12 protein-coding genes and 2 riboswitches are annotated in these 12,546 nt (G+C 47.6%); of the genes, 3 read left to right on the plus strand and 9 right to left on the minus strand.

Going from position 1 to position 12,546, the window contains the following annotated elements; all coding sequences use genetic code 11:
- Positions 1-13: 13 nt before the first annotated feature.
- The 9 genes from BLR65_RS14185 to BLR65_RS14225 all read right to left on the minus strand — a co-directional run bounded on the left by BLR65_RS14185 (position 14) and on the right by BLR65_RS14225 (position 8,887).
- Complete coding sequence (locus BLR65_RS14185) at positions 14-883, minus strand: hypothetical protein (RefSeq protein ID WP_093794844.1); 870 nt, start codon at positions 881-883, stop codon at positions 14-16.
- Complete coding sequence (locus BLR65_RS14190; RefSeq protein WP_093794845.1) at positions 876-1,436, minus strand: hypothetical protein; 561 nt, start codon at positions 1,434-1,436, stop codon at positions 876-878. Before BLR65_RS14190 ends, BLR65_RS14185 begins: the two co-directional genes overlap by 8 nt.
- Before the next feature lie 177 nt (positions 1,437-1,613).
- Entirely contained in the window at positions 1,614-2,078 is a 465-nt protein-coding gene (locus tag BLR65_RS14195) for an OmpH/Skp family outer membrane protein (RefSeq protein WP_093794846.1), read from the minus strand.
- A 267-nt stretch (positions 2,079-2,345) separates the two neighbouring features.
- A riboswitch (cobalamin riboswitch) is annotated at positions 2,346-2,529 on the minus strand.
- A gap of 299 nt (positions 2,530-2,828) precedes the next feature.
- Positions 2,829-3,911 (minus strand): guanine permease, encoded by a 1,083-nt coding sequence (locus BLR65_RS14200; RefSeq protein ID WP_093794847.1) that lies wholly within the window; start codon positions 3,909-3,911, stop codon positions 2,829-2,831.
- 110 nt (positions 3,912-4,021) lie between these two features.
- Positions 4,022-4,346, minus strand: a riboswitch (cobalamin riboswitch).
- Positions 4,347-4,454: 108 nt separating this feature from the next.
- Entirely contained in the window at positions 4,455-5,270 is an 816-nt protein-coding gene (gene eutJ, locus BLR65_RS14205; protein ID WP_093794848.1) for an ethanolamine utilization protein EutJ, read from the minus strand.
- Positions 5,271-5,376: 106 nt separating this feature from the next.
- On the minus strand, positions 5,377-5,979 hold the full coding sequence (locus BLR65_RS14210) for a DedA family protein (RefSeq protein ID WP_093794849.1): 603 nt from the start codon (positions 5,977-5,979) through the stop codon (positions 5,377-5,379).
- 221 nt (positions 5,980-6,200) lie between these two features.
- On the minus strand, positions 6,201-6,836 hold the full coding sequence (locus tag BLR65_RS14215) for a nitroreductase family protein (protein ID WP_093794850.1): 636 nt from the start codon (positions 6,834-6,836) through the stop codon (positions 6,201-6,203).
- A 20-nt stretch (positions 6,837-6,856) separates the two neighbouring features.
- A complete protein-coding gene (locus tag BLR65_RS14220; protein ID WP_211285274.1) occupies positions 6,857-7,399 on the minus strand; it encodes a gamma carbonic anhydrase family protein in 543 nt (180 codons plus the stop codon).
- 81 nt (positions 7,400-7,480) lie between these two features.
- Positions 7,481-8,887, minus strand: a complete 1,407-nt coding sequence (locus BLR65_RS14225; protein WP_245692790.1) for a DASS family sodium-coupled anion symporter — start codon at positions 8,885-8,887, stop codon at positions 7,481-7,483.
- 174 nt (positions 8,888-9,061) lie between these two features.
- Here BLR65_RS14225 and BLR65_RS14230 point away from each other — a divergent pair, with 174 nt between their 5' ends.
- The 3 genes from BLR65_RS14230 to BLR65_RS14240 are packed head-to-tail and all read left to right on the plus strand — an operon-like array spanning position 9,062 to position 12,493.
- Complete coding sequence (locus BLR65_RS14230) at positions 9,062-10,180, plus strand: efflux RND transporter periplasmic adaptor subunit (RefSeq protein WP_093794851.1); 1,119 nt, start codon at positions 9,062-9,064, stop codon at positions 10,178-10,180.
- Positions 10,181-10,233: 53 nt separating this feature from the next.
- Positions 10,234-10,899 carry an HlyD family secretion protein gene (locus BLR65_RS14235; RefSeq protein WP_093794852.1) on the plus strand — a complete coding sequence of 222 codons (666 nt, stop codon included), beginning with the start codon at positions 10,234-10,236 and terminating at the stop codon, positions 10,897-10,899.
- A complete protein-coding gene (locus tag BLR65_RS14240; protein ID WP_218130637.1) occupies positions 10,868-12,493 on the plus strand; it encodes a DHA2 family efflux MFS transporter permease subunit in 1,626 nt (541 codons plus the stop codon). Before BLR65_RS14235 ends, BLR65_RS14240 begins: the two co-directional genes overlap by 32 nt.
- The last annotated feature ends 53 nt before the right edge of the window (positions 12,494-12,546 follow it).

Raw genomic sequence — 12,546 nt, forward strand, 5'->3', positions numbered from 1 at the left:
CAGGAAACCGGGGTCATTCCTTAGCTGCCGCCACCTGGTCGAGCAGACGCTTGCGTTCGATGAAGGCCGCCGCCGTATTGGAGGCAAAGGCCGGCGCCTCATACCCTTTCAAAGGACGCCCCGTTGGTGCTTCTTCGGGGTTGTAAATCGTAACGGCATTGAGGCTGGCGCTGCTGCCCAGCGTACTCAGGCTGGTGATGCCCGCCGCATTGCCGACCTGGCCGTCCGCATTGAAGATGGCCAACTGATTGCCCTGGGAGAACCAGGTGGTTTCCGTATTTTCCGAATAGAGCAGCGCCCACAGATAGCCGGTTAGGTTATCTGCATTAGTTATAAAGGTTATACCCTCAGATGCCACCAGCGTGCTGACCAAAGCATTACTGGCACCGAGAATGGTAGCCACATCGGTAGAATACAGCCGCCAGTTCATCACGTAGCTGCTGTTATACTTACCAGTTAAAAGATATGCTTGACTGCCGTCACTGCTGAAAGTCAGCGCCCGGAAATCATAGCAATCGTTGGGTTTAGACGAACCTTCAGCGGTTGTAGCGGCCCGAAGCAAGTTAGTCACTGTCAAATCGCTGAGAACGACTTTCTGAATACGGGAATTCGGGTTCCAACTGCTGTCGTAATGCTGCGGACCGCCGACAGCGACCAGCAGTAAATTCGTGCCATAGGGCTGAATGCTGAAGGCATTTTCCGCCGGCCAAACTTCGCCGGTGCCCGGTGACGTTGTCGAGCCATGCGGTCCCTTATAGGTCGCGCTGCCGAAGGTTAAATCCGTTTTGACCACCGTGCTGTTGAGATAAGAAGCATTAGGCGGTCCCGACGTCAGATTGGTGCCGCTGATATACAGCGTGTACACGTTGCTGCCGTCAGTCAATCTGCAAATCCACGCCGCGGCCTTCGCCGGCTGTCGTTGGTTTGGCAAAGGTGAAATAGTTGGTGGTATCTAAATTATAAGTAGAGCCGCTGGCTGCGAGACGGAACGCAATGGCGGCGTCGTAGTCAATGCCGTAGATGTAGAAGGTGCCGCTGATGGTCGTTGTCTGGATTTTATACAGGTTTGCCAAGGCGGTGCTGCCAATGGCCCAGTTTACCGGACCGTATACCGGGGTGCCCCAGTTATAGCCGGACGGGATGGTGGCAGGAACGGTGCCGGTGAAAATCAGGTATTTACATACAGGCGTCCCGCCGCTCCACTGGGTTGCTGCGATCAGGGCCTGATCCACACCAGAGCTGTTTCTGAAATGGAATACCTTGGTATCGCCAGGCAGCAGTACCGTACTGCCGGAGTCGGTATACTGGGTGACCACACCTGTTTTTGTTTCAATCACCGTGCCGCTGGTACCGCCGGCGTAACGGGCAACGCTCGCATCGCCTTTACCGGTGCCGCTGCTGTAATCATAGGCAGTTACCGCTACAATACTGGACATAAACACTCACTCTCCCTGTTTGTATTTGTTACTTACGACCTTCAACAGCTTTTGGGCTGCTGAGGCCATTTCCATGCCATGCATTTGAAACACCTCACCTCCTTAGCAAAGATTCCTATAACAGCCGGCCTGTGCATCGTCATCATGCACAAGCCGGCGGATTAGGCTGTATCACACCTATTGTTTCACCTTGGCGATCACGTCGGCGGTAATGTCGATACCGCCGTAGACCACGACAGTGGCGTCGATAATGACGGGCAAGCCTTTTTCCCCGGCGACGGCCTTAATGGCCGCGCCGATCTTGTCGGCCACGGGCTTCATCAGTTTATCCTCCCGCCGGGCTTCTTCCAGAGCAATTTTATCATTGTAGGCTTTCCTGTCCACCGCCGGCAGGTCTTTGGCGTTGGCGTCATAGTCTTTCTGGGCCGCCTGGCGCATGGTCTGAATCTGCTGCAGCAGGTCCTGGATGCCGGGGTAGGCATTAAGGATTTGCTGACGGTTGACGTAGCCGACGGCTGCCGCCGGCTTGTCCGGGGCTTTGGCGGCCTGGACCGGGGCGGGCGCTGACAATCCGGCGGCAGTGAAAAGCGCAACTGTGAGCAGCGCTATCAGTGTACCGGTTAGCGGCTGTAGTTTTTTCACGCAATCAACTCCTTGCTATATATTCCGCATTAAAGAAGTTTGCAGGCACGTTGTATATAGTATGTTGTATTGGTTTGGCAAGCCTGTCCAACTTCACATCATGTCCCGGCCGGCGCAATTAAAAAACTCCCTTGCGGGAGTTATGCTTGTTACGCCAGCGGCCGGATTACATCCGGTCACATGCCGTAATCCCCTCTCCCATCGCTCGTAGGTTGCGTACCGTATCAGCCCTAACCCTATAGAGCGGGTTAGCGTTGACACCATACAACGGTGATTGTCAGACAGGCAGTTCTCCTGACTTGCGGTTCATGGCGTTCCTGCACCTTCCCAGAGCCTAAGCCCCAGTGGTATCTTCGCAGGATTGCTCCCCGTTACAGTGGCGGGACCGTGTTGGCTTCGCACCAAACTTCCCTTTTAAGCCCCGAAGGGCACCTGTCTCTGGCTTTATGCGGTTGTTGGTTCCGGTATGCGAAAAATCCTCTCCCGGGTTCCGGGAGAGGACGCACGAATGCCTGCAAATCCTTCTCTTGTCACCGCGGAACAAGCAGCTCTTTTTCCGGAGATACCTTGTATACATGAACAAGCTATTTGCAGCATCTAGTTATATATGTATTTAGACTATGGTGATACTAAGGTTGCATCGACTAAATTCTTCCATTGGCTATAGCGTACTACGAAACCGCGCTACTGTCTATACCTCATGTGAGGTATTTTTACAATAAACTTTGAAGCACCACTTCCTTTTTCTGGTCACAGGCCAAACATACTAATCAGCGCCTTTACCAACAAACCGGCAACCATTCCCATAAACGGATCGGCAATTGCCGTCACCGTCATGGCTACACCACCAATAATGGTATCAACACTTCCCACACCGCCGGCAAATGCCAGACTGGCATTGACCGGTACGGTTACAACAGCCCCCAATACCAAAAGAAAACCGGCAATGGATTCATTGGGCACATACCTGCCGATCTTGACCAGCAGCCCAGCCGCCAGAATAACCGCCATAATGACCATCATGAGTACGCCGGCGGCAACCGGATGCGGCGCCGCTCCTGTAGCTGAAATAATAGCCTGTACCGGCGCACCGCCAAAAAGCGAGGATACAATATCAGCAATACTGCTGATAATTGTCAGATGATCCAGGTTTACTTCCGTCTTGGCCAGTGTCTGGGCAGTAATATTGCCGAAGGCAATATTGGCACCAACATTAAGCGCACTTAACCCCAGCGCCCCCCGAATCACATTCTTGGTAAAGGATAGTTTTTGTAAAACAAACCGTTCACGCACCGGAGCAACCGCCACCTGCCGGTGCCTTTTTAGCCACACGCTGACAAGCGACGAAACGGCGACACAGCTAATAATTGCATAAATCAGCTTATCCGCCGGGTTAGGGGTAAGATAATAACTCATAACCGCCGTAATAATCGAAACACTGCCGACGCGGGGATTTCTCACCGTCATTTCCACCGCGACTTTCGCCAGTATAATGCCAACGCCGGCCATCATGGCATTGGTAATTACCGGGCCAATAAAAGCAACAAGCGCTTTAAACATGCCTGCCAGCCCGACAATAAGCAAAATGGCGCCTTCCAGAAAAACCATCGAAATTCGCTCCTGGACCGTACGTCCCATAGTTCCTACCAACGTTAACGTTTCGGCCTGAAAGGAAATAGGGGCCACAATTCCCAGTGCTCCGCAACCTATGGCGCCAATGATAAAGCCCGCCGCCGTAGGCACAGACGCAAATCCAAAGGTCAAAGCATATAATCCCCCTGGTATGGCGTTGACCACTACCCCAATAGCAACAATAAAATCCTGCATACTCATACTATTTGCCCGCCTCCTATTTCTGCGCCAATATAAATACTCCTAGCCCAAAAGGGCTAGGAGCTTAGTATCTAATCCTGTCCTTCTGGTACTACCTCTGGCGCGGAGGTAAATAACAGCCAAAACAGGCAGGTCTCCTGGCTTACGGATCTTAAGAATACCTTGCCTTCCCGGATTGCCGGTGGCATGTTAAAGGCATTCTTCCCCGATTACAGTGGCGCGACCGCGTCGTTTAAGGATTTGCCCTGAGACTAACCCGCTCTAAGATTCCCATCTTCTAAAAGTGGGAATAAGAGCGGCTAAGTCCCTGGATAAGAGCGACTAACCTTCAGATGGGGTAAAACCCCACCTGAAGCTAAGTCTCCTTTATCAATCCTTCCGAACTTCCCTATTCTCCCCTTATTGCTAAGAGGCACCTGTATGGTGGCGTTATTAAATTTTAGCTCTTACATCCTATCACATTCAACAGATAAAAATATTTTCCTGCCAATTGATGTATTTGCGCAAAATGTTAAAGCATTTAGTCAATAAAATTCTATATCCTTAGCCAAACATAGCAATTCCCAGCGGTGTTACCAGCAAAGGATGGGGGGGTACATGTACCTTTCTCCCAAACGCTTTGCCAAACTCGGTTTCAAATCCCTGCAAATAAGCAGTGCCGCCCACAACGTAAACAGGATAATCACTAAACTCTTCATAACCGATTAGCATGTTTTTGACCACAGTAGCCATTTTTTCCACAACAGGCAGAATAACCGGCATAATTTTGCGATGCTGTGCGGGATCACGTTTCAGTAGTTCCGCTTCTTCGAATGAGATCTTATAGGCACCGGCCAAAACCAAAGACACATGTGTGCCGCCTGTCGGTTCATCGGCCGTAAAAACCAATTCCCCATTGCGTAAAACAGCAATACCGGTCGTGCCGCCGCCAATGTCGACGACAATACCATGGGTAATGCCCAGAGCTTCGGCTGCGGCCACCGGTTCGTCTACCTGACAGACTGGCTCCAAACCGGCTCCGGCAATCACATGCCCACAGGCCATCGCATTCCGCCCGACGGTTCCCGGCGGAATGGCAGTAGCCCCTTTTTCTAAGGTAACCCCCATCAGTTCTTCAACTTCGGCCTTCAACTCTTCGACAATCACCATAGCTCCCCGAAAATCAACAACCAAACCATCCTTAACCACTGAGGCCCAACGCATACTGCCTGCTACCGGATTACCCGTTTCGTCGGTAACAACCAGTACAACATCAGCCGTTCCCAGGTCGACACCTACCTTATAGGGGCCTGGCAGGTCAGCTACGGTTCTGGTCTCAATCAACTCATGCAATCTATGAATCTTTTCATAGGCCTCCACGCATTAGTCCCCCTCGCACCAACATTCAATTCACTAAAACTATGGTATTTGATTTCCCTAAGCCTTAGGAAAATCCCTGTTACCATAACCATAAATAACTGACAAGTTATTTTAATTTTTTGCGCAAAAAAGAAAAGTACCAGGTTAGAAGCGCGACGGCCAGCACGGCCATCGCCGACAATCCCACCGAATGACTAAACCCGGCTAGCTTCTGCCAGTTATACCCCAACCCCAGCCCCAAAACAATAAGAGCACCGCACCAAATCAACGAACTAATAAAAAGGCCCGAAACATAGGCCCGCCCATTCATTTGGACAAAACCGGCGGGAATCGGAATAGCACCACGGATAACAGGCAGAATCCGTCCGAAGAAAACGGCAAAAACGCCATATTTATTCAGCCACTTTTCAACATTTACCAACTTAGAATCGGCTGGCATCAGGAAAGAAAAATGCTGCCTGATAACTTTTGTTCTGCCAAAAAACCCCATTCCATAACCAATGACGGCCCCCAGCAAATCTCCGGACGCTGCAGCGGCTATGGCAGGGATCATTTCAAATTGGCCACTATACACCAAATAGCCGGTAAAAGCCAGGGTTATTTCCCCTGGCAAAGGCAGGCCAATGCCGGTCAGCAACATGGCCGTAAAAATAGTGAAATAGCCATATGAACCTATATCACTAACGATCTCCTGGATTGCTTGTTCCATTAGCGATAACTGAGCCTCCGTTTACATGTTGCTAGTTGTTAATAGTATTTCCGTAAAGTGAAATTAAAGTAACATCTGTAAAAGAAGTGCTGCTGCAACTTCACTCTTAGAAAACCCGGCTAACGCCGAGTCTTTGGCGAAAGCGCTAGCCGCCGGTTGCACTTATCCAGTCGATTCTGACTGGGTAAAAACAAAAAAATCCGGCTATCCGGATTTTTCTTTTAGCTAATGATCGTTAAAACATCTTCCAGCGGTTTACGCGGTGGTGAGGATAATTTATCAGTTGCCGGTACGCCCAGCGGCGACATGGCGGCCAGATGGTAGCCGTCTTTTTTAAAACCAATATATGCCGAAATCTCTTCGGCCGCGTAGGTCGGACCGGTCATCCAGCAAGTTCCGTACCCTAGATTAGCGGCAGCCAGCTGCAGATTTTCCAGCGCAGCCGCGATATTTTGAATACCTGGATTGGGTTTCGTGTATTTTATCGCTTCTTCGCGCGGCATAACTCCGTCAGCCAAAAGCATATCCGCGATGGTGTCATAAGGACCGGCATACACAAGAACCAATACAGGTGCCCCTTTAAACACCGTATGATAGCCCACAGTTCCCTTAAAGCCCTTAATCTTTGCTTCATCACGCAAATATGTACTCAATTCGGCGTTTTTCATCTCGACAATCCGGGCAATCTCGGCGATTTTTTCTTTGTTGGTAACAACAACAAAATGCCAGTTCTGCTGATTCTTGCCCGAAGGGGCATGAATCGCCGCCTTGATTAATTCTTTGATTGTTTGTTCCGGAACTTGTTCTTCAGTAAATTTCCTTACACTATGCCGTTTGTAAATAAAATCCAGATTCATCCTAACCGCCTCCTCAGCCATTATACTATTGTTTCACCGTGATACCGTTCGCCGCCAGCATCCGGCATTACTTTATAGCGTTCAGTCCACAGGGTCTTGTACTTTATGGCCTGGGCATGAATACTTTCCCGCTCCGCCTCCGTAGACCTTACTACTTTAGCGGGAATACCAACCACCAAAGAATTGGGAGGAATAACCTGCTTTTCTTTAACTACCGCCCCGGCAGCAATAATGCTGCCTTCACCTACCACAGCACCATTCAGGACAACTGCCCCCATGCCAATTAAACAATGATCTTCAATAGTACAGCCATGAATAATGGCATTATGCCCAATCGTAACGTAGTCACCAATTATCGTCGGGTAATCATCAGCAACATGCACAACACTGTTATCCTGCACATTGGTATACCGGCCGATTTCAATCCGGCTGACATCCCCTCTGGCAACAGTATTAAACCATAAACTGCTAAACTCTTTCATCGTAACTGCACCAATAACTTTAGCACCTTCGGCAATAAATGTTTTTTTATCAAGTGCCGGTTTAATTCCTTCAAATTCCATCATCATTGCTGCGTCCCCTTCCCCCTGGCTATCTTGTTAGTATACCCTATTATAAATAAAAATTTTCCAATGTCAACTGAGCTAATACCATAACCCAAGCAACCGCCAATAAAAGACTCCTACTGTGAGATACAGCACCACATGCAATAGGGTAATGATTGTACCAACACTCCACCAGGTCTTTTTATCATTATAGCCCTTTTCCATTAAAAGCGGCCCTAAGGCATTGCCATAGTGGGTCAAGGCACAAGAGATAACCATTAAAAAGGCCAACACAAAAAAGGCCGGGTATCTTGGCACATCGGTAGCCGCAACAAACGAAAAAACAAGCGGTGAAAAGGCTACAACATAGCCGGTTAATGATACAAAAAAATAGTGCGGCACAACAGCCAGCATCGCTGCTAGCAGCAAAATGCTATAGGGCCCCAGTCCGGCAGTTGGCAACAGCAGCTTGATAACCCCGGCAAACCAACTGAAAAATCCCAGTTTGGTCAAGGCTGCCGAAAAGCCCAAAATAGCCCCAAACCAGATGAGAAATGACCACATTTCTTTCGTTTCGGCCAAATCGTCCCATTCGAGAACGCCGGTTACCAGCATGAGCGATATGCCGACAAAGGCTACTAAGGTACTATCTACTTGGGTTACCGTACTGGTAGACCATAAAATAAGGATTGTTAAAAATATCCCGGCTGCTGTCAACTCGTTGCCGCTAATGCGGCCCATCTCCAGCAATTCACGACCGGCTCTTGCCCGCACTTCCAGCATCGAAGTAATATCCGGCGGGCATAGCTTATACACAATATAAGGCGTCAGTAAAAAACCGATAAACCCCGGCAATGCCGCCAGGGTCCATAATGGCCAACTAATACTGATACCCAGTACATCCTGTGCCAGCTTAGCATTAATTAGATTAGGTCCCATACCGGTCATAAACAAACCGCCGGTAAGCATACTGGCGGTATAACCCAGCAAAGTAAAATAAGCGCCTGTCCGCTGCTTGCCATTGGGATTACTGATACTACTGGCATCAATAACCCCCTCGGCCAGTGGATAAACCAAACCACCGGTCCGAGCCGGTGAAGCCGGCGTGCTGGTAGCCAGCACCAGATCAATGAAACTTAAAATATAGCCAATCCGCAGTGTTGTCTTGCCAAACCGGCTGATTAATATAAGTCCAATTCGCCGGGTAAGCCCTGATTTTTTCAGACCAACACCAATCATCATGGCAATCAGGGTCAACCACAGCATGGCATCGGTATACCCGGACAATATCTCCCGCACAGGTAATACAAATATGCTTGCCAGTGTCGTAATAACCATCAGCAATGTCGGTTCAGGGTATGGTTGCAAGATAAGCCCCAGGATTAAGGCAACAAACACACCGAACAAATGCCACGCCGTTACGCTTAAGCCACTTGGAGCCTGGTAAGAAAAAAACACACCTGCAACACTAAATAATACCGCGATTTTGGCAAAGCGTAATTTCACAACCTCATCTCCCTTGAAAATTCCTAGTATTAGTTTTTCTCCCTCTGTTAACAAAACCCTTTTCCCTTTGCGTTTGCCTATACAGCAGAGTGCGCAAAAAAGTCCTGTACATATTTAAATTTTAATAGTAAAATTTAAATAGTTAAATTTACACAGATAAAAAGGGTGAACTAAATGAATATCCCAAGATACCGTATCGTAATCATCCTATTGATTGTTATCCTGCTATCAATCATTGGACTATTTTCATCTTGGCTTTTCCATCATGATAAAGTTTTAGTGCATACAATTAAAGCGGAAAAACTGGAAAACAACAAGGGAAGCAACTTTAGCGGCAAGCTGGAAGCTTTAGAAACAGCAAATATTGTATCTAAACTATCCGGTAAAATAGATTCAATCAATGTGGATCTAGGAAGTGCTGTAAAAGCCGGAGATACCTTACTGACGCTGGAAGCCCATGAACTAGCCGCCAGCGTGGAGCAGGCGCGGGCCAATGTGGAAATTGCTTACTCTTCGTTGGAAACAGCGCAAATCGACTATGCTGTACAACGACAAAACCTTGAACGTAATAAGGCTTTAGTCGAACAGGGGGCATTGGCCAGAGCTGATTTTGATAACAAATATGCTCTTCCATTTGCCAAAGCAAAAGAGCTGGCCCTAAACGGAGCCTCAGCACAAGTAAGGCAGGCAGAAGCCAATTTGCAGCTGGCTCTGGCAAACTATCAAAATAGTCTAATCGTTTCTCCAATTAGCGGTATCATTGCGGAAAAGAGTGTAAATATCGGCGAATTAGCCAGTCCGGATGTACTGCTATTCTCGGTAATAAATTTTGATAAAGTTTTTATGATGGCTTCTGTAGCAGCAGAAGAAATTAATCAAATTCAAATCGGCGATCAATTACCGGTAACAATTGCCGCCGTTTCAACGATTCCTTTTAATGGCCTAGTAACAAACATCGCACAAGCAAGCGGCGCTGCTTCCAAAACCTACCTGGTTAAAGTGCTCATTGATAATCAGGATCATCGTTTGAAACCGGGTATGTTTGCTGAAATTCAGTGGAAAGAAAACCCGGAGACGAAAATCGTTGTTCCCAAAACAACTGTTATCAGTAAAAACGGCAAAACCTGCGTTTGGACAGTAAAAGACGGTATTGTTTCCTGTAAGGAAGTATCCATCGAAAGCGTCGATGTAATTAATGTCATTATTAAAAGTGGAATTGAGGCCGGAGAAGACATTGTCAGTTCCGGGCAGGAAATGCTTACAGAAGGAATGCCGGTTATGGTTTTCAAGTAAAATCCCATACTAAACTAGATACTTCTGCATTGGATAAGGAGAGTAAATAATCTATGGACTACAAGAAAAAAAAGTTATTGCTGGCGGTTACAGCGGTCATACTGCTAACTATGGCAGGAGTAGCCGGCTATTTTTGGTATATGCAGATTAATTACGTAGTTACCGATGATGCCCGGATTGACGGCACAATTGTCAGCATCAGTACGCAAATAACCGGAAAAATTACCGATATCTATGTCCAGGAAGGAGATATGGTAAGAGAAGGTCAGAACATTATCCGCCAAACCGATTTGAGTCTGTCATCCGGCACTAATATTGATTTGTCGGTAATTAAATCCCCCATCAGCGGTACAGTCATCAATAAAAGCGGTCATGTCGGTGAAATCGGGACACCGGGGTATCCCATTATGATGTTGGCCGATTTGAAAAACTTATATGTTACCGCCGAAGTGGAAGAAACAGATTTAACAAAAATAAAACCAAGCCAGACGGTCGAATTTACTGTAGATGCTTTTCCGGGTGTCCATTTTACCGGACAGGTTATTTCCCTATCAAAGGCTACAGTCTCGACGTTTTCTTTGCTGCCTGCGAAAAATACCGGTGATAATTTTACCAAGGTTGTGCAGCGGATTCCGGTAAAAATCAATATTAACGACTACCAGGGCTGCCAACTTGTTCCCGGAATGAATGTTACGGTTAAAATCCATGTTGCAGGGTGAGATAATGAAAAAGCCGGAAAATCTGGAGAAAATTCCGTGGCCGGAAGTCATGACCTTAATTTGGGGTTGTTTTATGGCCATTTTAGACACAAGTATCGTCAATACGGCTTTACCCACAATGCGGGCGACCTTTGGCGGTGATGCCGATTCTGTGCAATGGGTGGTAACGGCCTATATGCTTACTTCAGGCATGGTCATACCGGTAACCGGATTTTTATGCGACCGTTTTGGAAATAAACGAATCTATTTAATTTCCCTTTCAATTTTTATCGGAGGATCAGTGCTCTGTGCCGCGGCAACAAGCAATAATTTTTTGATCTTCGCCAGAGTCATTCAGGCAATTGGCGGGGGAATTATCATGCCGGTAAGTATGAGCATGATTCGCATTATTGTACCGCGTGAAAAAATGGGTATGGCCATGGGAATCTGGGGTGTCTCGGCTATGGGCGCACCAAGTATTGGTCCCACTTTAGGAGGCTATATTGTCGTTCATCTGGGCTGGCAGTGGATATTTACGATCAATCTGCCCATTGGTATAATCGCAATCGTACTGGGGTTGATCATCTTAAGAGAAACACCGCAAAAAACCGGGTTAAAATTGGATGTGCTTGGTTTTATTCTTAGTGCTTCGGCCTGTTTTGCCTTGTTGTTGGCTTTAAGTAAAGGACAGGACGAAGGCTGGACCTCTCTTTATATTGTTAGTTTGCTTATTTATACTGTTGGTGCATCGGTTCTTTTTGTACTATGGGAAAACACCACCGAACAGCCGCTGATTGACCTGCAGCTTTTAAAAAACAGGACATATTGCATCAGCATACTGGCTGTTTCATTATCTAATATCGCTATGTATTCCATTACGTTTCTCATTCCCATCTATTCGCAAAACATTCGCGGCTTAACCGCACTGCAGTCAGGCCAGGTCACAATGCCCAGTGCACTGGCGATTGCCTTAATGATGCCGGTCAGCGGACGGCTTTTTGATCGATTTGGCGCAGCTCCGCTTTGCGTTGCAGGCTTTAGCATTGCCGGCTATTATAGTTATCAATTGCACACACTGACTGCCGATACCAGCTTTACCGATATGCAGTGGATATTGGTTAAACGGGCGATTGGGCTGGGTCTGGCAATGATGCCGGTATCCACAGCCGGCATCAATACCATTCCGAAACAGCTGGCAGCCCGGGCTTCGGCTATCAATAATGTGGTACGCCAAATTGCCGGCTCATTCGGCATTGCGCTCATTACCTATGTTATGATGCACCGGCAAATTTATCATAATGCCTGGTTGTCAGAAACCTTGAACTGGTCGTCCAGTGCTACAGTCATTGCTGTCAAGAACCTGCAAAGCACCGTCATTCATCACGGTATTTCCTCCTCTGCCGTTATGGCCCGTTATTGTGCGGAAGAATTGCTGGGTATGAGCTTGCAGCAGCAAGCCTATCTTGCCAGCGTTAATGATGCCATGCTCGTTCCCGCCATTATCGTTTCCCTGACTGTTCCATTAGGCTTTTTTTTAAATAAAAAAGCGGTGGAAAACGAAAACAGCAAGCAGCATGCACGGCTCATACAACCGGCTTCCAGTAAAACGCTTTAGCTATTTATGGGAAATGTACTATAATAGAGTATGCTTACTTTGAAATCGGATAG

The organism is Sporomusa acidovorans (assembly GCF_900101845.1).
GTDB lineage: Bacteria > Bacillota > Negativicutes > Sporomusales > Sporomusaceae > Sporomusa > Sporomusa acidovorans.

Coding starts and splice junctions, on each gene's coding strand:
- BLR65_RS14190 (WP_093794845.1), bottom strand. CDS start 1,436: ATGTCCAGTATTGTAGCGGTAACTGCCTATGATTACAGCAGCGGCACC.
- BLR65_RS14200 (WP_093794847.1), bottom strand. CDS start 3,911: ATGAGTATGCAGGATTTTATTGTTGCTATTGGGGTAGTGGTCAACGCC.
- BLR65_RS14210 (WP_093794849.1), bottom strand. CDS start 5,979: ATGGAACAAGCAATCCAGGAGATCGTTAGTGATATAGGTTCATATGGC.
- BLR65_RS14215 (WP_093794850.1), bottom strand. CDS start 6,836: ATGAATCTGGATTTTATTTACAAACGGCATAGTGTAAGGAAATTTACT.
- BLR65_RS14220 (WP_211285274.1), bottom strand. CDS start 7,399: ATGGAATTTGAAGGAATTAAACCGGCACTTGATAAAAAAACATTTATT.
- BLR65_RS14230 (WP_093794851.1), top strand. CDS start 9,062: ATGAATATCCCAAGATACCGTATCGTAATCATCCTATTGATTGTTATC.
- BLR65_RS14235 (WP_093794852.1), top strand. CDS start 10,234: ATGGACTACAAGAAAAAAAAGTTATTGCTGGCGGTTACAGCGGTCATA.
- BLR65_RS14240 (WP_218130637.1), top strand. CDS start 10,868: ATGTTACGGTTAAAATCCATGTTGCAGGGTGAGATAATGAAAAAGCCG.